Source organism: Paenibacillus shirakamiensis (assembly GCF_017874255.1).
Lineage (GTDB): Bacteria > Bacillota > Bacilli > Paenibacillales > Paenibacillaceae > Fontibacillus > Fontibacillus shirakamiensis.
This window is the reverse complement of the sequence record NZ_JAGGLD010000007.1, coordinates 68,298-87,932: the sequence shown is the minus strand read 5'-3', so window position 1 is coordinate 87,932 and position 19,635 is coordinate 68,298. Positions and strand designations below refer to the sequence as shown.

20 protein-coding genes are annotated in these 19,635 nt (G+C 42.5%); 14 read left to right on the top strand and 6 right to left on the bottom strand.

What is annotated here, in order from left to right:
- Nucleotides 1-142: 142 nt before the first annotated feature.
- From J2Z69_RS16365 to J2Z69_RS16355, 3 genes are all read right to left on the bottom strand, one after another.
- Nucleotides 143-796: a cysteine hydrolase family protein gene (locus J2Z69_RS16365; RefSeq protein ID WP_245339411.1), complete on the bottom strand. Its 654-nt coding sequence runs from the start codon at nucleotides 794-796 to the stop codon at nucleotides 143-145.
- Nucleotides 797-1,098: 302 nt separating this feature from the next.
- The gene (locus tag J2Z69_RS16360; RefSeq protein ID WP_209865070.1) at nucleotides 1,099-2,478 is read right to left on the bottom strand and encodes a DUF1214 domain-containing protein; all 1,380 of its coding nucleotides are present in this window, start codon (nucleotides 2,476-2,478) and stop codon (nucleotides 1,099-1,101) included.
- Between the two features lie 324 nt (nucleotides 2,479-2,802).
- Nucleotides 2,803-4,155, bottom strand: coding sequence for an MATE family efflux transporter (locus J2Z69_RS16355; protein WP_209865067.1), 1,353 nt, complete (start codon nucleotides 4,153-4,155; stop codon nucleotides 2,803-2,805).
- Between the two features lie 135 nt (nucleotides 4,156-4,290).
- Between J2Z69_RS16355 and J2Z69_RS16350 the strand changes: the two genes are divergently transcribed.
- Entirely contained in the window at nucleotides 4,291-4,989 is a 699-nt protein-coding gene (locus J2Z69_RS16350) for a TetR/AcrR family transcriptional regulator (protein WP_209865064.1), read from the top strand.
- A 399-nt stretch (nucleotides 4,990-5,388) separates the two neighbouring features.
- Here the strand turns inward: J2Z69_RS16350 and J2Z69_RS16345 are convergent, their stop codons facing one another.
- Complete coding sequence (locus J2Z69_RS16345) at nucleotides 5,389-6,258, bottom strand: helix-turn-helix transcriptional regulator (protein ID WP_209865061.1); 870 nt, start codon at nucleotides 6,256-6,258, stop codon at nucleotides 5,389-5,391.
- Nucleotides 6,259-6,293: 35 nt separating this feature from the next.
- Here J2Z69_RS16345 and J2Z69_RS16340 point away from each other — a divergent pair, with 35 nt between their 5' ends.
- The gene (locus tag J2Z69_RS16340) at nucleotides 6,294-6,998 is read left to right on the top strand and encodes a DUF4386 domain-containing protein (protein WP_209865058.1); all 705 of its coding nucleotides are present in this window, start codon (nucleotides 6,294-6,296) and stop codon (nucleotides 6,996-6,998) included.
- Between the two features lie 391 nt (nucleotides 6,999-7,389).
- Here J2Z69_RS16340 and J2Z69_RS16335 read toward each other — a convergent pair whose 3' ends face one another.
- On the bottom strand, nucleotides 7,390-7,839 hold the full coding sequence (locus J2Z69_RS16335) for a VOC family protein (protein ID WP_209865056.1): 450 nt from the start codon (nucleotides 7,837-7,839) through the stop codon (nucleotides 7,390-7,392).
- 148 nt (nucleotides 7,840-7,987) lie between these two features.
- Here J2Z69_RS16335 and J2Z69_RS16330 point away from each other — a divergent pair, with 148 nt between their 5' ends.
- From J2Z69_RS16330 to J2Z69_RS16320, 3 genes are all read left to right on the top strand, one after another.
- Nucleotides 7,988-8,422: an Lrp/AsnC family transcriptional regulator gene (locus tag J2Z69_RS16330; protein WP_209865053.1), complete on the top strand. Its 435-nt coding sequence runs from the start codon at nucleotides 7,988-7,990 to the stop codon at nucleotides 8,420-8,422.
- A 205-nt stretch (nucleotides 8,423-8,627) separates the two neighbouring features.
- Nucleotides 8,628-9,119 carry a MerR family transcriptional regulator gene (locus J2Z69_RS16325; RefSeq protein WP_209865050.1) on the top strand — a complete coding sequence of 164 codons (492 nt, stop codon included), beginning with the start codon at nucleotides 8,628-8,630 and terminating at the stop codon, nucleotides 9,117-9,119.
- Nucleotides 9,120-9,131: 12 nt separating this feature from the next.
- A complete protein-coding gene (locus tag J2Z69_RS16320) occupies nucleotides 9,132-9,569 on the top strand; it encodes an SRPBCC family protein (RefSeq protein WP_209865048.1) in 438 nt (145 codons plus the stop codon).
- A gap of 345 nt (nucleotides 9,570-9,914) precedes the next feature.
- On the opposite strand, the gene J2Z69_RS16315 is transcribed toward J2Z69_RS16320, so the two are convergent.
- The gene (locus tag J2Z69_RS16315; RefSeq protein WP_209865045.1) at nucleotides 9,915-10,742 is read right to left on the bottom strand and encodes a MerR family transcriptional regulator; all 828 of its coding nucleotides are present in this window, start codon (nucleotides 10,740-10,742) and stop codon (nucleotides 9,915-9,917) included.
- Between the two features lie 123 nt (nucleotides 10,743-10,865).
- On the opposite strand from J2Z69_RS16315, the gene J2Z69_RS16310 reads away from it, so the two are divergent.
- The 9 genes from J2Z69_RS16310 (at nucleotide 10,866) to J2Z69_RS16270 (ending at nucleotide 19,399) form a co-directional block, all read left to right on the top strand.
- Nucleotides 10,866-11,318 (top strand): GNAT family N-acetyltransferase, encoded by a 453-nt coding sequence (locus tag J2Z69_RS16310; RefSeq protein ID WP_209865043.1) that lies wholly within the window; start codon nucleotides 10,866-10,868, stop codon nucleotides 11,316-11,318.
- 221 nt (nucleotides 11,319-11,539) lie between these two features.
- Nucleotides 11,540-12,955 carry an AcpB/EbpR/MafR family transcriptional regulator gene (locus tag J2Z69_RS16305; RefSeq protein ID WP_245339410.1) on the top strand — a complete coding sequence of 472 codons (1,416 nt, stop codon included), beginning with the start codon at nucleotides 11,540-11,542 and terminating at the stop codon, nucleotides 12,953-12,955.
- A 172-nt stretch (nucleotides 12,956-13,127) separates the two neighbouring features.
- Complete coding sequence (gene deoD, locus J2Z69_RS16300; protein WP_209865036.1) at nucleotides 13,128-13,835, top strand: purine-nucleoside phosphorylase; 708 nt, start codon at nucleotides 13,128-13,130, stop codon at nucleotides 13,833-13,835.
- Between the two features lie 40 nt (nucleotides 13,836-13,875).
- Complete coding sequence (locus J2Z69_RS16295; protein WP_209865032.1) at nucleotides 13,876-15,060, top strand: NupC/NupG family nucleoside CNT transporter; 1,185 nt, start codon at nucleotides 13,876-13,878, stop codon at nucleotides 15,058-15,060.
- Between the two features lie 504 nt (nucleotides 15,061-15,564).
- A complete protein-coding gene (locus J2Z69_RS16290; RefSeq protein ID WP_209865030.1) occupies nucleotides 15,565-16,578 on the top strand; it encodes an ABC transporter substrate-binding protein in 1,014 nt (337 codons plus the stop codon).
- Nucleotides 16,579-16,599: 21 nt separating this feature from the next.
- Entirely contained in the window at nucleotides 16,600-17,595 is a 996-nt protein-coding gene (locus J2Z69_RS16285) for a FecCD family ABC transporter permease (protein ID WP_245339409.1), read from the top strand.
- Between the two features lies 1 nt (nucleotide 17,596).
- Complete coding sequence (locus J2Z69_RS16280) at nucleotides 17,597-18,412, top strand: ABC transporter ATP-binding protein (protein ID WP_209865027.1); 816 nt, start codon at nucleotides 17,597-17,599, stop codon at nucleotides 18,410-18,412.
- A 12-nt stretch (nucleotides 18,413-18,424) separates the two neighbouring features.
- Nucleotides 18,425-18,925 carry a HugZ family pyridoxamine 5'-phosphate oxidase gene (locus J2Z69_RS16275; protein WP_209865024.1) on the top strand — a complete coding sequence of 167 codons (501 nt, stop codon included), beginning with the start codon at nucleotides 18,425-18,427 and terminating at the stop codon, nucleotides 18,923-18,925.
- A gap of 12 nt (nucleotides 18,926-18,937) precedes the next feature.
- On the top strand, nucleotides 18,938-19,399 hold the full coding sequence (locus J2Z69_RS16270; RefSeq protein ID WP_209865021.1) for a DinB family protein: 462 nt from the start codon (nucleotides 18,938-18,940) through the stop codon (nucleotides 19,397-19,399).
- Nucleotides 19,400-19,635 lie beyond the last annotated feature (236 nt).

The window sequence follows — 19,635 nt, the reverse complement described above, 5'->3', positions numbered from 1 at the left end:
CATAAGTCTATTGAATAAGCCAAGTTACGTCTAGATGATCCAACAAACAATATGTACATAGAAACATCCCTCGAAGTATTACAGCAATTAAGAAAAATGGCTAATGAGTGGAATGATTAAGTTTGAAATCTCAAAAAATAAACTATTTAAATCCAGCAGCAGTCACTTTGTCTGTAATATCTGATGTCTTTTCGATGATGACGCCGATATTAGACAGTTCGGTAATCCCTTTCTCGTATACCCCCGATATTGCATCTTGAGCCATGACAATCCGAAAGTCTCGCTCACTTGCTTCATATATGCTGGTCCGAGGACAGTTGGGAAAATTACAGCCTGAAAATACAACGGTGTCGATAGTCTGTTTCTTTAAGAAAGACTCTAAGTTGGTTTGGTAGAATGCTCCCCATCTTGGCTTGTACATGACCCATTCCTGATGACCTATCTGTTGAAATTCACCGGATAATAATAACTCGGGATTGAGACATGGAGCTCCTTCTGGTAAAAGATCAGGAACTAAATTCGATCCTTGGGAATATGGAACGACGATACGCTTGCCCTGCTCAATAGCCTCTTTCCGGCACATATCTGCATTAGAGCCGTCCTCCTTGTAGAAGCGGATGACATGAATAATAGGAAGATTGGCTTTTCGATAAGCATGAAGCAGGTTACTAATCTGTGGGATTACTTCCTGTGTACCAGGAATATGAGCGGGGGCATCCAGCAGTGTAAAATCAATCTGCATATCAATTGTAAATAACGCCGAAGTCGCCCAATTAGCTTTAGTATATGTACTCAAATGTCTCGCCTCTTTTTCAATAATATTGGTTAGAATTTTTCGATTGCTTTATTGGTAATATTATCTAAAAATTTACCGTAATTATAGCACATTAATGAATCATAGAAGCTGGAAGGTGACGCTTCGGGTTGGTTGCTAGCATCATGAAGCCTTTGTATTGCCGGAATTGCCTGTGCGCAAGCTTAACAAGCGTAGTGCATATCACATAAAGGCCCAAGGAGGACATCCTTGGGCCTTGAATTTTGTTCATAGCATCGATAGTAAAGTTGATACGTCTCTAGTGGAGAACGAGGCCTGTTATGTTAGCGAAGGGCATAACCGGCTGCTCGGTCTGCTAACTGCTTGCTACGCTGAGCCGAAGTCACGTATCGTGTATCAGCCGGCAACACCTTACTCAAGTCAGCCAGCTTCACCACCTGTGTCTGTACGGAGGGCCCCCCTGTTGCTGGCGTAGTATTGGGCAGGTTCTGCCAACGCAGCATGATGGTTCCCTCATGCAGTCCTACAGGGTCAATCCAGTTGGCTACGCCCGGGTCTTTGACTGACACTACGAATGTATAGTTCCCATTGGCATTCGATGTTGCCTGAATATTGTTAAGACTGGATTGATGATGAATAGGATCTACAGTCACCATCCAAGGATCTGTAACGGGGAACACGACATAACCTGCGCCGCCAGTTACTACCTTTGCGACCAGCGCTTCGTCATCCGCTAGTCTGAAATGACCGAACGAGCTAGCTTGCGTGACCAGCGTACCTAGTGTAGAGGATGAGGTCGGGCTGGACAATGTGTTCACAGGATTAGTGTGAGTTTTTAAACCTAACGCACCAATGCCATAATCGATGATTGATTCCTGTAGATTTGTCCAAGCATCGGCGGCAATGGCAAGCTGATTCTTAGGAGTATGCTGACTGCCGTCCGGTAGCCGTTCTACCGTAAGTGCATCAGGCGTCTCGGTATTCCAATTGCCAAGGTTATTGCGGATAAATAACTGCACAGCCTCACTCGTAGACTGTATATGGTTGATACGACCATTGGCCGGGTTGCTATCTACGGTGATGGTGTAGCTTCCATCTGCATTCACTACTAGATCGCTGCCGGTCAAATAGGTAATGGTCTGCTGCGAATTGGGGTTGCTAATTAGGGAGAACGTTACATCGGTCGGCCCGGGAAAAGTGCGTTTACCATGAATGATGTATTTGGACGAGCCATCAATGGGGATGGTGCGGTAAATATTGTCCGGATTATCATAAGAATACCGTCCTCCGGGTACGTTCAGATTAGGCCAACTACGTGGTGGGGTGTTTAACCAATATACTTTGGGGAAATAGGGATCATTGTTGACCGCTTTCTGAATTGCACTGAAAGCAAGCTCATTGATTGCGTTATCTAGACGGCCTTCCGCTTCTGTGCTCACCGATCCACCGTCTCCGTAAGCTTGTTTGTACGCCGCCTTAGCTTGGGCCTTCAATAAAGGATAATGGTTAATCTGATTGACCTGAACGCTCAGTGCATCCAGCTTTTGTTGATCTGTGGTCGCCAGCACCGAAGAAGATGCGTGAGCATTTTGCACCGTTACGGAGCTAATGGATACCAGAACGAGTACGCTTAACGTGAGTGTAAGCCACCTTTTATGAAGCTTTTGAGAACCGTTCCGCTTTTCCTTTAAGAGCATGTTCATAGTAATTACCTCCAAATAAATTTTTGCAAAGCTAAAAGAGGCATACTGTGTTAGCCCACTTTAATGGGTATAACTGCATGCCTCTGGTTAACCAGTCAGGTGTATTAAATTACCTTAATATAACAGATTTCCTTGCTTTAATGTAAATTATTCCGATATGTTTTGTCAACAAAATTTTAGAGGATATTACTTCTAAATTATTTTAGCAAAAGGGACAAGTCCTTAGTTTTGCGGCTGCAGACAGCGCGGTGAGCAGGTCATAGATAAAGGCAAAATATATATTATTGATCGGGCATAGCCTTGCCTTTTTGTAACGTAAAATTTTTATTGTACAAGACTATCCATATCCGGCTGTAATTTGTTCCGTAGCACATACAGCATGATAGCACCCACAAGGAAGGCAACGGTGTCCGCAATAACAATAGACCATACTACCCCGTGGAAGCCGTACAAGTGATTGGCGATATAGAGGACAGGGATCAAAGTAATGCCTTGGATGATGGCCATAATAAATGCGGCGGTTCCTTGCGCAGTAGCTTGGAAAATTCCCGTGAACAATGTGGTCATTCCTGTAATGAACAAGGATAAGAATGTTACATGCAGAATATAGCTGCCCATTTGAATTAATTGTGGATCATTCGTGAATAGGCCAATTAAGTTGTCAGAAATTAAATAGACAAGAATGCCGAAGACGACGGCTAAAGTTATAATCGTTTTGAGTGTGAATCCAATCGTCTGCTTCATGCGTAGTTTATTCGCTGTAAAAGTAAAGGCAATAAGCGGCACAACTCCCTCGCACAAGCCCATCACGATAAACTCAGGAAATTGCAATAAGCGGGATGAAATGCCGTAAGCCGCTACAGCCTGATCCCCATATTCGATAAGAAATCGGTTAAAGATCAATGACATGGCTCCCAAGAAGATCATCATAATAAAGACAGGCACGCCAATTTTGAATACATTACTTAGAATTTCCTTAGAAGCTTTGAACCATCTAAAGGATACAGTTAAAAATTGGCTCTTATTTTTCATATAGAAAATGAAGAACACACTTGCCACCAAGTTAGAGATAATGGTAGCAGTAGCAACGCCAGTTACTCCACCATGAAAGACGAAAATGACCAGCACATCGAGAATAATATTAACAACAACGCTGAGAATCATACCGGTCATCGAAGTAATGGCTGCACCTTCAGCACGTACAATATTCTCCAGTGTGAAGAATAGGACTACGACTGGCGAGCCTATAAGCATGACCGTAACATAATCCTTCGTGAATCCGAAAGATTCAGGCGATGATCCTAGACTATGAACAATGGGATCAATGAAGGGGAGACCGACAGCGATCACGATAATACCCAGAACCAAGCTGCTGTAAAAGGCGAATGAAGATACATGCTTGACATCATCATATTTCTTCTCGCCAAGCAAACGGGAGATGAAGGTACCACTACCCATGCCGATCAGATTGCCTAAGGCCATAATAATGGCGAATAACGGCAAGGTTAAGGCGAGTGCAGTCAACATGGCTGTATTATGCAGGGTGCCGAGGAAATAAGCATTTAAGATGGAATAAATGACGTTCATTGACGAGCCAAGCATCATCGGTATCGCGAAGTGAGCTACGGCTTTGGCGATGGGTGCTTTCTCAAAATAATGGAGGTTTTCTGCTTCCATGTGTATCACTACTTTCTTATATAGTTTGTGTTTATCTAACGGTGTAAGTTTGTGTCTTACAGTGTTAGATGATATCATGAACGTATTAAACTGTAAAGTAAAAACTTACACTGTTAGATAAAAGGACGGATAATCATGAAAAAGACTAAGCAGCAGCCTCAGATCACCGAGGAGAAAATCTTGGAAGCGTCATGGGCGTTATTGGGAGATGAAGGTATCGAGAAATTTAGTATGAGACGACTGGCCGATCGGCTGGGCATACAAGCGCCTTCTCTCTACTGGTATTTCAAAAGCAAGCAGAATCTTTATCAGCGTCTGGCCAACCAAGTATCGAAAATGATTTTGGAACAATTCCACTCAGAAGGGGATTGGAAGGAGCAATTGGGGGGACTTGCGGTAACAGTCCGGAGTGTACTCGGCCGATATCCTTGCTCCACGCAGCTCATGATGATGACTCTTCCTCATGAACCGGATATTATTCGGTTCACCAACCGTATGCTGCTTTGCGTAGAATCGACGCCGCTTGAACAAGAGCAGAAAATGCAAGTGGTTACTACCCTTGTGAACTATGTCTTCTATTTTGTTCTGGATGATTATCAGCATGAGCGTAATGTGTCTGCAATGATAAAGGATGAAGCGGAGCTTCCGGGTGATGAGATGATTCGTCTTTTGGACACTATGAATGAGAACGAGGCGGGTTTATTCCGGCGGATGTTCACCAACGGGCTGTTCGAACTCATGGGGACCGACGCGGCCTTCGAGTTCGGCTTGAAGCTAATTTTGCTGGGCATAGAACAGGTCATAAAGGAGCAAGAACACGCCAAACTGCAATAAAACGAATGAGAAAGTAGGCAGTAAACTAAGAATTAAATTAAGAAGTAATTAAGTAGTAAATTAAGGAGTTATATGAATTAAAATTTTAACGAAATAAATTTGATTCCAAAGAGTCCTTATCCATATCAATGGATGTGCTCTTAAAAGCTAGCTACTATCTATAATGAACGGACTCTCCTTGTGAATAAGGAAGTCCGTTTTTGTCGTAGTGACTGGTGATTGCTATTATTCCCTCAACCTAAAGTCAGGTATACCTATACTTTGCTAGACCAGAAGCAAAAATGAGCTGTCTCCTTCTTCTATATTGCACCAGCAGTAAGTAGTTAAGTGGATAATTACAGCAAGATCTGGAAAGTGTGGTGGGGAGCCCTATGATATCTTGAATTTATGGGAGTAGCGCTATTCCTCATCGGTATCGATAGGCAATTTTTTGATTGGAGCGAAGATGTGATAGGTTGACCCAAGGTCGTGTATATCTTCGAAATGTTGGATTAATTCAATATGAGAATCGCCCGTTTCCTGTCTGGAAACCTTCAGAAACCGCGCATAATCCGATTTCAGGACATTACCAATCTCAAGGAGATCCCCGGAGTATTTAAATTTAGCGCAAAAGAGTTGTGGTACGTCAACAGTGAAGAAGAAGGGCTTTTCAATCTGGATATCTAGCGGAACTCCGCAAATGACATTGAATCGGGTGGAATCAGGTTGACAATTCGAATAGACGACATAGCAAGGGCCACGAAAGGAACGGCCTATTTCCTGAATCAACAAGTTCGTATGGGAACGAATTGTCGTCTCATAATCTGTCGCCAAATCTACCTCAAACACGATCCCACTCAGCCGAAGTGGTGTCATTTCCATTAAGGTAAAATCCGCCACTACGTCACCATGGATGTTCTTGATGGGCCTTCGCACAATGGTTGGAATGGGTACGGGCAGAAGGGGGGATTGACTTGTGTTCATCGAGCTTGGCGTAGTGCCATACTGGCGATTAAAAGCGCGCGTGAATGAGGAAGGTGTTCCAAAACCAAGCCCATAAGCTATATCGGTCATCGATAGGTGGCCTGCTTGGATCAGTGATAAAGAAGCGTTCAGCCTGCGGGAGAGAACGTAGTGATTCAAGGAACATCCCATGATGGCAGAGAACAGCCGATGAAAGTAAAACTTGGACATATGAGAGGCCTGTGCCACGTAATTCAGCGATAAAGGCTGGTCCAGACGATCCTCAATAAAAATGAGTGCTTGCTCTACAATTTCATAATGTTCCATCAACGTGTCTCCAATCACATAAGGGGGTTAGAAGAATGACGCAAGACAAAAGAAAGGGTATATTCACCGGCATGATTTATATCGTAGCCGCTGTTACATCCGTCATTGCTGTTCTCTGTTACGATTCCGTGTTAAGAAACAATGGGTACTTGTCCGTCATAGAGGGGTACCAGACAGAAGTGTTAGTCGGCGTCTTGAATGATCTCTTGCTCATCTTATCCGCGGTAGGAACGGCAATCATGCTATTTCCTTATCTTCGCCGCTGGAATGAACATGTGGCTCTTGCCTATTTATGTCTAAGATTTATGGAGGCAGTATTTATTGCAATCGGAGTCATGTGTATTTTGGGACTAGTGTCGCTCAGCATTTACTATGAGGCAAACAGAGGGGCCAATCAAGAGAATCTTCTTGAAATAGGCTACCTGCTTCAACGGCTGTACCGCTGGACAGCAATGCTCGGACCTAACTTGATGCTCGGTGTGAATACCTCCTTGTATAGCTATCTGCTCTATCGGTCCAGATTAGTTCCTAGACCGTTAGCCATTTTTGGTATGGGGACTGCCGTGCTCGTGTTCGTGGCGGGATTGCTGGAGATGTTCGGTATAATTATGCCTTACTCAGCTACAAAAGGGCTTATGGCACTACCTGTAGGTGTCTATGAAATGAGTTTGGCCATCTGGCTAATTGCAAAGGGGTTTGACGTTCGTGATACGGGGATTAACATAAAGCAAGTGGCCTAGAGATGGCTCCGTAGGCTTTGTTGGATGGCGCTTTTAGTGGTAATTGGAGGGAAGTTTAAAAATTAGCTGTGCATTTCCATGCGGATATCATAGTTAATTTAAGTTACCTCTTAAGGAACAATATTTTATCCAGAAACTATAATTCAGATTGTGTTAAAGAGCTTTATACAATTAAGGCATCCAAATGGATGCCTTTTTAGCTAACCTATATCTGGTCATGATTAACCAACAATCCTATTCAGGCATAGGCCGCCGAACTCCTATGGGAAAGGTTAACCTTAAAGCGGATTAGGGATTAATTTCTAAAGGAGGTTCATAGTTTGCTTGCTCTTATCAACCTAGGTGTAAAATAAATCTAAGAAATGTAGTACTTAGAGTTTATTCCTTCATTTTAACCTGACCTATCAAAACTCACCTCTTCAATAAACTCAATCACTTCTCCGTTAGGGCTATGGATGACGGCATTCCTGACTACAAGTGGGGGTTCACCCAGTGAAAGCGAATCTGGTTCTATATAAGCCTTTGCTCCTTGAGCCAGGGCTTTTTGGTAGATTTCATCGACATTGTTAACATAGAAGGCCAAGTGCAATAATGCTCCGTGTGCTATATCTTGCTCTGACGGGGCTTTCTTCCCTTGGGCAGGGATAGTAGCTTCGTTATCAAAAATTTCAAGGCAGGTTCGTAGATCAGGGGCAATTAGCATGGACGCTTCTTTGATGTGAAAGGAAGGCAGACTCCACTGATGACCTACTTTAAAGCCTAATACATCTGTATAAAAAGAGATGGTTGCCTTGTAATCTTGGGCTTGGATCGCCACATGTGCAATTCCGTTGATGCTCATTCATTCATCCCCTTTACTAACAGTTGCTTATAGTATACAAATGTTAGATCATTGAAATACATAACAGATATGAGGAGATTAGGTTGTAAAGAGTATTAAAATAAGTTAATTTTGCTTTTATGCCTTAATTATGGGAGGTAGGATGAGAATGGAACATTTTATCGATGAAATAGATAAAAAGATATTGCAATTGCTTCTGCATAATGCGCGAATGTCTGTAGCTCAGATCAGCAAAGAAATCACTATGTCCCAACCTTCGGTGAAGGAAAGAATGTTGAAGCTGGAAGATAAACAGATTATTAACGGTTACAGGGCCGACTTGAATCTGAAAAATTTACATCGGGGTACAACAACATTTATATTACTCAAGACGGAGCAATGTCAGAATCTTGTTGATTTTTGCGAAGAGGCAAAGGAAGTCACCGACTTGTATCGAATAAGCGGGGAATACAATTATTTGATCAAAGTTCAAACGGCATCCATTGAGGAGCTGGCCGACTTTCAAGATTCTTTAATCCAGTTAGGGCCTTCTAAGTCTCATATCAGCATGAAAAATATAATGGAGCACAGGATTATGCTCTGATTAAATCCCGGTGGTCTTGATTTCGACACTGTTTTGTTTAATGCTGAAGCTAAATTAAACGTATTCTAAAAAATGGTTTTTTGTTCTTTATCGATAAATATTTTCCCTAAAATTATAATCAGGTATCTTGCACCTGACGTAGCGTCATGTTCTACAATGAATTTACCGGTACATAACAGCTAGCGCCAAAGGATGGAGGTGGTGAATGAAATCATTGTGGAAGGTTGGAGAACTTGCCAAGTTAACGGGGCTTACCGTAAGAACTTTGCATTATTATGATCAACTTGGATTGTTATCTCCATCAGGTCAGACGGATGCAGGCCATCGATTATATAACGAGATGAATGTATCGCGTTTGCATCAGATTATATCTCTGAAAGAGTTAGGTCTGTCACTAGAGGAGATCCAACTGGCCTTAAGCAGTGAACAGTTCAGTCCGCTTGAGATCATAGGCTTACAAATACATCAGATTCAAGAACAAATTAGGCAGCAACAGCAACTACTAGAAAAGCTCAGACACATTTCCAAACTTATGCAGGGTCAGAACAAAGTCACAGTGGAGGATTTCACAAGCCTATTACAAGCAATGAAGATAGATGTGGAGAAGCCCGTCATAGCTCGGCAGAGAAGTTGGGAACGACATCTAGAGCTACTGGGAGAATTGCTTACTAAGGAGAATGAGAGTCGAGAATCCTGAGGAGGAATAAGAATGAATGAAAGATTCGTCAAGCATGGTACGTTTGTGGTAGAGAGGACTTATGCCGCTTCGCCAGAACGGGTATATCAAGCATGGTCCGATTCAACGGTCAAGGCAAAGTGGTTCTCCAAGCCTGAAATCTTTGATTTTCGGATAGGTGGACGCGAGTACTCTGAGGGAGGACCGCCTGAAGGGCCAACTTTTATTTTCGATGCTGTCTATCAGGAGCTTGTTCCAGAGCAACGAATTGTCTACACCTATACAATGGATGCAGACAAAGTGCGTATTTCCGTCTCCGTGGCTACGGTCGAGCTTGTTGAAGTAGAAGGGGGAACGAGGCTCATTTTTACAGAACAGGCTGTCTTCTTGGATGGACAAGATACGCTTGAAATCCGGGAACACGGTACAACAATTATGCTGGATAACCTCGGAAAAGTAGTAGCACACTAGAGAACTTAATTATAAGAGGGATTAGAACAATAACCTTTATGTTCAGGATCATAGTTATTGGCTAGTTGGAAAATGAAAAGCGCGTAGACCGAACGCATGAAGTTACAATCACCTGACCAAGAGAATGAGATATTCACAAATTCATCAATTTTCGCCGTTCAGGAACTTCTAAGGGGCTGAACGGCGACTTGGCGTCAGCAGTAACTTCGAGATGCCACATAATCCGACATGCTTAACAATTAATTTGATCTTATACTGTGCAATAAAATGTTCCTCCGACTCCCAGAGTCTTTAAATTAGAGGATGTTGCGTGTCTTAACGAGAAATTCGGTCAAAGAACAGCCATCACTTAACTTCTAGGCTAATCTGTGTAACATAATCCTTTTCTTGTTGGACGCCCACCTCATCAATTAAATACTCCTCAAAAGAAAACTCACCCATAGAAAGTTTATTGTCAGTGATGTATACAAGCAATTTCTCATACGTGGCTCCGATGGTATCATAACCTCCATGATGAAAAGTTACAGCATATTTGCCCTTCGGTTTTACAAGTATAGTGGCCCTCTGTCGATCTTCATCCGTCTTTGTTTTGGCAAATAGATGACTTTTTGATTCGTAACGTCCAGCTAATACATGCTCACGGGATACCATGGAACCTACAAAAGAAGTGTTCATAGACAAAGTAAGATGTTCGAAATTTGTGAAAAAGTCCAACCATTCAATGGGATTGTCGCTATCCGATACTTGGATGGCGGGACTTACAATGATGTATTCTTCTTCATGCTCTTCAAGCCGAATGCCATCCTTCCATGCATTTAACCCTCGATTTGTATACAGAAGTGTTTCTTCAAAAACATGTTTGATTTTGCTGAGTTTAGCCATCTCCAAATCAACCTCATGAATCTTTTTTCTAGATAGATCTAGAATGAGTTCGGGTGTTCTTTGATCTATGTAGGTTTTGATTTCTTTTAAGGGTACACTTAATTCTTTTAATGAAGAGATCATCGTAAATAAATCCAATTGATTTAATGAATAATAACGGTACCCTTTATCATCGACAAAAGCTGGTTTGAACAGCCCAATTGCATCATAATGGAACAGCGTTTTTTTGTTTACATGGCAGATGTTCGCGAATTGGCCTGTGGACACATAATGTTGCGGGCGATGATCCATATCTAGTTCCTCCTACTTGACTATCCTGTTAGGGCACCCCTTAGTCTAGATGTATGTACAATTAAAATCAAACCAAAAGGACGGAACACACGTATTCTTCTGGACTCCAAGAGGGTGGCACACATGAAGATAGCAATTAAGGAAGTAAATCAAGATAACATGGACGACATTATTTCATTGCGTGTAGATGAATCCCAAAAGACCTACATCGAAACCCCGCTACAATGTTTGCAGGAAGCGGAAGAGTGCACATTTTTCAGGCCGGTAGGATTGTATATTGATGAGCTGTTGGTCGGGTTTGCGATGTATGGATATTTCCCACAAGAGAAGCCCAATGGGCGGGTATGGTTAGATCGATATCTTATAGATATGAAGTATCAAGGCCAGGGATGGGGCAAAATTCTGCTACAATCGCTCATAGATCATCTGGTCCGTCTGTATGACTGCGAGCAAATCTATCTCAGTCTTTATGATGACAATGAAATAGCCCTAAAATTATATCAGAAATTCGGTTTCCGTTTTAATGGAGAATTAGACGTCAATGGAGAACGAGTTATGGTTAAACAACTGAATTAATTAAAGGAGATCTAATACTAATATAGTCACTCCATTGAAATGTTAAAATGATACAAGTAACAGACTCAAAAGTCGATTCTTCCCAACAGGAGGGATCGACTTTTTGGTCTCTTTCCTGCACAGTAGAATAACGTCAAAAGGCTAAAACATGGATGCTTGTTTATACTATATATATACAAACTATACGAAACAGGGTGGGGAACATGGACAAGGGGTTCACATTGGCTAGCCAACTCCTAACGATGCTGGATATGGAACAACGATGGTTTACCTTAACCGAAATAGAAAAAAGTCTAGGGATTTCCGTGAAAACTGTAAGCAAGATGGTCGAGGAGATCAGCAAGCAGTTACCCAGTGCGGTAACCATTGAGGTCTCCAGAGGGAAGGGGATATTTCTGCGTCGTGAGGGGGGGAATACAACCCTTAGTGAAGTATTGTCTACAATGTTCAGAAATACCATCTTTTATAGGTTAATGCATGTTCTGTTCATAAATGGGGGTAGCCTGTCCGTAGAAGAGTTAGCTGGAGAAATGTATATGAGCACCTCTTCTCTTAAGAAACTGATTGTACAGCTGAATAATCAAGATCTCAAGGCGTATAAGTTACGGATTACCTATTCGACTCCTATGATCAAAGGGAATGAGATGAACATTCGCTATTTCTATTGGAAATTATATGGCGATGCGTACGAGTTCACAGGATGGCCCTTTGAACAGGTTGATTTTGCTTATATCGATCAGTTCATTACGAATATAGAAAATGAGAAAAATATCGTGTATTTTATCAATTCCAAAAGAAGATTGGCTTTCCTGCTAGCCATTATGGTCGAAAGAGTAGCCAAGGGAGAATGTGTTAACATCGACGAACATCGTTACCCTTGGGAAAAGGGGTTCTTTTATGTACCCGTAACTACTCTAGCGAAGCGTCTGGAGGATGCGTTTGCCATTGAATTCTCCAAAAGTGAGATCTTCTTCATCCAGTCTCTGGTTAGTCTCAGTCAGTATCATTACTACGAAGGCTCAGATATCACACCGAATCAAGAAATTGAATTACACAAGGCCAGAGAAGAATATTCCATGGGCAATCTACTTATTAAGTTATTGACTGATGCCTTTCCGAATCTAGATACGAGTGAACGATTTACTTTAGAGGTGTACGGATTCTTTGACAAGCTATTAATCGATAATGCCATTCCTGAATGGATGTTGATCTCCCAAAGCAATTTATCTACCTATGTGCAAAAGGAATGCCAGTCCATTTACCAAGAGCTACAGACCTGTATGCACACGTGGAATGAAGCCTACCCATCAGTCTCATACAATGATGTCCATATTACCAAACTAACATTAATTGTTCGTTCAAGCCTACGTTATAAGAGCAAGAGGGCATTCTTGGTCATTGGAGAAGAATTCTCCATTCGTCACTACATCGCAGACATGATTAAGAAGGAAATTGGTGATCAATTGATTATAGATACTTCCATTATGAAAGGCTTAACAGACGAGATGATGCAGCATCATCACATTGATTTTGTGATTAGTAACATCCCCGTGGAGCTTGAGACTGTGCCTGTTGTTATCATCTCCACTATTCCGTCCCGAAGAGATTTAGACAACATTCGACAAGCTTTGCTTTAAACATTTGACCAATTATTTTCCGTATCTTACGTAAGTTTTTGGTCTAGTTTGTCCTGATGAAAAACCTTATGCTCAAAGTAGTTTCGGAACTGTACTACTTAACAGCAGCTCAAGTGGAAGCGTTTTCGGAAAGATTTAATTAAGACGAACATGAGATAGTGGGGGATGAAATATGAGTAGGCATTTGGCCGCAAAAAAGGGCGAAATCGCAGAACGAGTGTTGCTTCCAGGAGATCCTTTGCGTGCAAAATTTGTAGCAGAACATTTTCTAGATGAAGCCTATTGTTATAACGAAGTTAGAGGCATGTATGGATATACAGGAACCTATAAGGGTATGCCCGTGTCTGTTCAGGGGACAGGGATGGGGAACCCATCCATGAGTATTTATGCAACAGAATTGATTGTGGATTATGAAGTGAAGAAGTTAGTGCGTATCGGTACATGTGGCGCCATGCAGAAAGAACTCAAACTGCGTGACATTATATTAGCTCAATCCGTGTCTTCGGATAGTAATATGACGGAAAAAATCTTCCATGGTTGCAACTATGCACCTACGGCTGATTTCTCCTTGTTAATGGCGGCTTATCAGCAAGCCCAAAGCAAAGAGGTTAATGTCTTCGTGGGTAACATCTATAATTCTGATGAATTCTACCGTGAAACCATGGATCGACTTCACAAATTTATGGATTTCGGTGTTTTGGCGGTTGAAATGGAGAGCACAGCCTTATATACGTTAGCCGCTAAATATGGTGTACAGGCACTATCTATGTTAACTGTAGGCAGTCAATTGTTGACCCAGGAACACTTAACCCATCAAGAAAGTGAACAATCTTTTCATGATATGGTCGAAATTGCACTGAATACCGTATTGGGTAACTAGGGTCACGTAACACACAATTGATACATTTGGGGGAAACACGATGCATTATCTAATTTCTGTAGTCGGCCTGGTTATTGTCCTGTTGTTGGCATGGCTTGCTAGCAATGATAAGAAAAAGATTAAATACAGACCTATCGTGATCATGATTGTGATCCAGTTTGTTCTGGGGCTTCTAATTCTTAAGACCAGCGTAGGTGAATTCCTAATCAAGGGATTTGCTGATAGCTTTAAAAAATTAATTGATTATGCCAATGAAGGAACGAACTTTGTGTTTGGTGGGATTGCGAATGAAGGCGCCCATACGTTCTTCCTGTTTGTCTTAATGCCTATCGTATTTATGTCTGCATTAATCGGAATTTTGCAACATTATAAAATTCTACCTTTTATCATCAGATATATTGGTCTAGTCTTAAGTAAAGTAAACGGCATGGGAAAATTGGAATCGTATAACGCGGTTGCAGCAGCCATTGTAGGGCAAAACGAAGTATTCATTTCGGTGAAAAACCAGCTTGGAGCCTTGCCGAAACATCGCCTGTACACACTTTGTGCGTCTGCAATGTCAACGGTATCTATGTCCATTGTAGGTTCATATATGACAATGCTTCAACCTAAATATGTAGTAGCAGCCTTGATCTTGAACTTATTTGGTGGCTTTATCGTCTCATCCATTATCAATCCTTATGAAGTAACGCCTGAAGAAGATATTATTGAAGTACAAGAACAGGAAGAGAAACAAACGTTCTTCGAAATGCTTGGCGAATATATTATGGATGGTTTCAAAGTAGCCATCGTAGTAGGAGTTATGTTAATTGGTTTCGTAGGGATCATTGCTTTGATTAACGGAGTCTTTAGTGGCGTATTCGGCATATCGTTCCAAGCTATTTTAGGATATGTATTTGCTCCTATCGCTTTCCTTATCGGTGTACCTTGGAAGGAAGCCGTTGATGCAGGTAGCATTATGGCGACGAAGCTTGTGGCAAATGAGTTTGTAGCTATGCTTGATTTTGTTAAGATTCAAGGTAACTTGAGTGAGCGTACGGTCGCTATTGTATCCGTATTCCTAATCTCTTTCGCGAACTTTGGTTCCATTGGTACGATTGTAGGTGCAGTAAAAGGATTGAATGAGAAACAAGGTAACATTGTGGCACGCTTTGGTCTAAAATTATTGTATGGCGCCACAATTGTAAGCGTTCTATCTGCAATTGTCATCGGTATTATATTCTAATAGAGTCATAGGTAAGAGACTCGTATAACTAGAGATCCAACCCACCCCCAAGATCAATTATCTTGGGGGTTTTTTCTGATTATTTTGTAGATCTATATTTACTCATATCTTAGGTAATGGATTAAATGATAACAGAGAGGCGAAAGCTAATTTTGATACATTTTTAGATAAGAGAATCTGCCCAATGGGACACAAATACATGGTTTGAAGAATACAGAACCTATGCTCTATTGGCGATAAACTCAAGCTCGAAAACAACGGCCCCTTCTTCTAACCAGAATATATAATAAGTGATGGCCCCTTTGTTTATAATTTAGCACAGGGTCATCACTTGAAATTGTCTCTTTGACACATACATGGAATGCGAAGAAAGCTGCACAACGGAAGTTTTGTATATTTATGCATAATTTCTCTTTAAAAATAATATTTTTATTGCTTGGTAGCCATATATATGATAATCTTAATTGATAATGATTATCAATATTAAAGGGGCCTAGACATACTATGACTTCAAAATTCAAAAAACCATCACTACTTCTAGCTTCAATTCTTGCACTGAGTGTTCTAGCGGCATGTGGCAACAATAATGCAACACCGGCGGAGAGCGACTCTAGCAAAACTACAAACAATCAAAATGTAACTCCTTCAACGCCATCAAGCGATTCAACAACGGCTGTAGCTGTAGACGAGACAAAAGCTAAAGAACTTCAAGCAAAATTTGGCGACAAGAAGCCTGAGAAAGTTGTGGTTACATCTGTAGCTATCGCTGAGATGCTGGATGCACTTGGCGTAGTACCTGTTGGTGTACCTACTTCCAAAACTGCGCTTCCTGCCGCGTTTGATAGCGTTACTAAAATTGGTTCAGCACTTAAGCCTGATGCCGAAGTCATCTCGAGCCTGCAACCCGACGTTGTATTAGGTCCAGAATCCATTGAAGATAGCCTGAACAAACAACTCGGTGCTTCCAAGCTTAACTTGATCTATCTTCCGACAGATTCACTCGATGACTTGAAGCTCTCCCTTGTAGTACTAAGTCGGGTATATGGTCAAGAAGCCAAAGCTACTGCACTGATCAATCGTCTGACACAGGAAGAAACGGCAGCAGTGAAGCAAGCCGAAGGGAAAACTGCGCCTAAAGTGATGTTCCTCTTCGGATCTGCAGAATCATTCATGCTTATGAATGAGAGTACATTCCCGGGTAGCTTGGCGAAGAAGCTGGGAGCTACGAACATTGTATCTTCCGTGCTGAAGTCCAAGGAAACTTATGTACCGCTTGATATGGAGAGTGTTGTGACAGCGAATCCGGATGTCATTTTGCTTGTAGCCCATGGAGACCCAGAAGCAGCGAAGAAAGCATTTGAAGCTGACGTGAAAAAGAACGGGGCTTGGGAGAAAATGAATGCTTTCAAAAATAACCGTGTTGAAGCGCTTGATTATAACTTGTTCGGTGTAGCTTCTATTGTGAAAGCTCCTGATGCTTATAAAGAAATTGCAAGCAAGCTATTCCCAGCCAACTAAGACATCCCGGAGGAACAGAAGATGAAATCTCCAACAATGCGACCGTCGAATAGAGTTACCCAGGTTATCACTTTTGTAGTATTAGTAGCCGTTGTGATCGTTTCTATTGGCTTGGGAAGTGTCAAAATTCCAATTGGAGACTTGCTAAGTACATTGTTCGGCCATTCAACGGGTCAATACGACACGATTATGTGGGACATTCGTATCCCTCGTGTGATGCTGGCACTCTTCATCGGAGCGAATCTGGCTATATCCGGAGCGATGCTCCAAGCGGTGATGAACAATCCGCTAGCAGACCCCGGTCTAACTGGTGTATCGAGCGGTGCGGCTGTTGCCGCCCTGTTCGTACTACTCGTAATGCCTGAATTTGGCTCGATGTTGCCGGTTGTGGCCGTTGGCGGAGGCGTGATTGCCTCGGCTATGGTGTATTTACTCTCCTGGAATAAGCGTGGTATAACGCCGATTCGTGTAATTCTGTCAGGTGTGGCTGTTAATGCGATTTTCGGTGGTTTTATTGGTCTGATGTCGATTTTGTACAGTGAAAAGCTTCCAGGCGCGCTGCAATGGCTGAATGGTAGTCTATCTGGTAAAGGCATGGGCGACGCCATGACGATCGTGCCTTATTCGCTCGTGGGTTGGATTGCTGCTTTCTTCTGCATTCGCAAAGCCAATACATTACGGCTTGGAGAACAAGTTGCTGTGAATCTGGGGGAGAGCATGACGAAGGTTCGTATTTTGCTCTCTCTCGTGGCCGTATATCTCGCGGCTGTCTCTGTTTCTGTGGTTGGCTTGATCGGTTTTGTTGGCCTAGTTGTACCACATATGGCTCGTATTTTCGTGGGATCTAATTATAGTCGGCTCATCCCGATGAGTCTTATGCTGGGGGGTATCGTTCTAGTAGTGGCTGACACAGTAGGACGTACGTTATTTGCACCACTGGACATCCCGGCTGGAATCGTTATGGCGATTGTAGGTGGCCCGTACTTCTTGTATTTAATGCGCAAAGGAGAGGTCTGACATGATCGAAGCACAGTCTGTCGCCATCAAGTATGATGGACGCACGATTATTGACAACATTACGCTGCAAGTACAAGAAGGCGAAATTGTATCTATTATTGGCCCTAACGGCTCAGGCAAGTCCACGTTACTTAAAAGCATGTCTCGTCTAATTCCGTGCGAACGAGGTTGTGTCCGAATTGGTGGTCAGGAAATTGGAACCCTGAGTAATAAGAGAGTGGCCCAACTGTTGTGTATGTTATGTCAGTCTAATCAGACACCTGGGGATATGACCGTGGAAGAGCTTGTGTCTTATGGAAGATTACCTCATAAAAAATGGTACGAACGGCTAGATGCTAGCGACAAAGAAGTCGTAGACTGGGCCATAGATCGAACCGGCCTTGCTACGTATCGCGAGCGCTTAGTAGGATCATTATCGGGAGGCGAGGCTCAGCGAGCATGGATCGCTATGGCGCTAGCCCAACGACCGAAAATTTTAATGCTCGACGAACCAACGACCTATCTGGATATCGCTCACCAGCTTGAAGTGCTTGAACTGGTTCGTTCCATTAACCGAGAGTTAGGCATTACCGTTGTCATGGTCTTACATGATCTGAATCAAGCCAGTGCCTACAGCGATCGGATTTGTGTGCTACGAGACGGACAGGTCATGATGACCGGAAGTCCAAAGGATGTATTAACCCCGGAGTTGATTCGAGATGTATATGGCGTGGAAGCAGAAATTACACATCATGCTGTGGATGACAGCATGCGAATCTATATTAATAAAAAAACGGAAGCTGCAAGTACTCGTACTGAGCTAGCTCCCTTACACTAGGAGGACCTACTTATGAAACAACCGAACATTGAAGAAACAAAACAAAAATTTTTAGCGTTCATTGATAGCCGCAAATCCCTTGTGATTAGTTCCCAAGATGAGCATGGCGTACCTTTCGTCAGCTATGCACCTTACGTTCACCTGAACAATAAGCTTTACATCTATATCAGCCGTATTTCGGATCATTATCGTTATGTAGAGACGGGTCCTAAAGTTCATGTCATGCTGATTAATGATGAAGCTGAGGCTCAGAACATTTTTGCTAGAGAGCGTGCACGTTGGGTATGTACGACTAAGAATCTAGGGAATGAAGGGCACGAGGAGATTTTTGCGGCATTCGATTCAGCATTTGGAGATAAAATGATGGGTATGCTTCGCGGCCTAGACTTCTCCTTGTTCGAACTGACCCCTCTTGAAGGGCGCTATGTAATTGGATTCGGACAAGCATTCGACGTTGATTTGAGCGGCGATCGCTTCGAACATGTTGTCGTGGATAAGAAAGATGCAAAATAGGAGTGTGACGGTATGAGTTACGTAGAAATTCATCCTGTATGGCGTACGATACGTGAAAGGTATCAGAAGATGATTCAAGGCTTGCCGCAGGAAGACTTAGGTTTACGCCTTGCTCCCGACGCATCGTCGATCGGTCATATGATTCGGCATAATGCGGAAGTGGAGTATATGTTCGCAAGCTGGTTCTTTGGAAGCCCAGTCCCTGAGCATATTGAGTATCTTGCTAATGGCAAGGGTGGATTGGACAATGAAGCGGAATACACGGCCGAAGAGATAGTTGCCTTCTCAGCTGCTTCCGATGCTCACTTGACGGATGCTATGCGCAATCTACCAGAGCAGGCTTGGGATGTAGCTGTAGATTCCCCAATTGGTCCTTCCACTCCGCGTGAAGCTTTAGGTAGAACGATGTACCACTCAGGCCTACATGCAGGACAGATTTCTTTGATTCGTAAGCATGCGCTGAGAGTTGAATAATTTTAAGTGTAATCGAGTGTAATAGCTCTGAAAAATATTGATAGGTTGCGACTGTTTTCTGGCCACGGGCTGGGGAGCAGTCTTTTTTATTGGGGTAGCTATCATTTTGTTTAGTTAAATATGGAGGGTTCTGTGCAGTTTTGGAGATGGGTAAGAGGGTACTTTTCCAGACAATTAATGATATCGTAATACTTTCACCCTGTTTGGCTACAGTGAGGTATGGGATGATGAGCATA

What these genes read in the sequence shown, in the direction of transcription:
- J2Z69_RS16360 (WP_209865070.1), bottom strand. Translation starts at nt 2,478, where the DNA reads ATGAACATGCTCTTAAAGGAAAAGCGGAACGGTTCTCAAAAGCTTCAT.
- J2Z69_RS16355 (WP_209865067.1), bottom strand. Translation starts at nt 4,155, where the DNA reads ATGGAAGCAGAAAACCTCCATTATTTTGAGAAAGCACCCATCGCCAAA.
- J2Z69_RS16350 (WP_209865064.1), top strand. Translation starts at nt 4,291, where the DNA reads ATGAAAAAGACTAAGCAGCAGCCTCAGATCACCGAGGAGAAAATCTTG.
- J2Z69_RS16345 (WP_209865061.1), bottom strand. Translation starts at nt 6,258, where the DNA reads ATGGAACATTATGAAATTGTAGAGCAAGCACTCATTTTTATTGAGGAT.
- J2Z69_RS16340 (WP_209865058.1), top strand. Translation starts at nt 6,294, where the DNA reads ATGACGCAAGACAAAAGAAAGGGTATATTCACCGGCATGATTTATATC.
- J2Z69_RS16335 (WP_209865056.1), bottom strand. Translation starts at nt 7,839, where the DNA reads ATGAGCATCAACGGAATTGCACATGTGGCGATCCAAGCCCAAGATTAC.
- J2Z69_RS16330 (WP_209865053.1), top strand. Translation starts at nt 7,988, where the DNA reads ATGGAACATTTTATCGATGAAATAGATAAAAAGATATTGCAATTGCTT.
- J2Z69_RS16325 (WP_209865050.1), top strand. Translation starts at nt 8,628, where the DNA reads ATGAAATCATTGTGGAAGGTTGGAGAACTTGCCAAGTTAACGGGGCTT.
- J2Z69_RS16320 (WP_209865048.1), top strand. Translation starts at nt 9,132, where the DNA reads ATGAATGAAAGATTCGTCAAGCATGGTACGTTTGTGGTAGAGAGGACT.
- J2Z69_RS16315 (WP_209865045.1), bottom strand. Translation starts at nt 10,742, where the DNA reads ATGGATCATCGCCCGCAACATTATGTGTCCACAGGCCAATTCGCGAAC.
- J2Z69_RS16310 (WP_209865043.1), top strand. Translation starts at nt 10,866, where the DNA reads ATGAAGATAGCAATTAAGGAAGTAAATCAAGATAACATGGACGACATT.
- deoD (WP_209865036.1), top strand. Translation starts at nt 13,128, where the DNA reads ATGAGTAGGCATTTGGCCGCAAAAAAGGGCGAAATCGCAGAACGAGTG.
- J2Z69_RS16295 (WP_209865032.1), top strand. Translation starts at nt 13,876, where the DNA reads ATGCATTATCTAATTTCTGTAGTCGGCCTGGTTATTGTCCTGTTGTTG.
- J2Z69_RS16290 (WP_209865030.1), top strand. Translation starts at nt 15,565, where the DNA reads ATGACTTCAAAATTCAAAAAACCATCACTACTTCTAGCTTCAATTCTT.
- J2Z69_RS16285 (WP_245339409.1), top strand. Translation starts at nt 16,600, where the DNA reads ATGAAATCTCCAACAATGCGACCGTCGAATAGAGTTACCCAGGTTATC.
- J2Z69_RS16280 (WP_209865027.1), top strand. Translation starts at nt 17,597, where the DNA reads ATGATCGAAGCACAGTCTGTCGCCATCAAGTATGATGGACGCACGATT.
- J2Z69_RS16275 (WP_209865024.1), top strand. Translation starts at nt 18,425, where the DNA reads ATGAAACAACCGAACATTGAAGAAACAAAACAAAAATTTTTAGCGTTC.
- J2Z69_RS16270 (WP_209865021.1), top strand. Translation starts at nt 18,938, where the DNA reads ATGAGTTACGTAGAAATTCATCCTGTATGGCGTACGATACGTGAAAGG.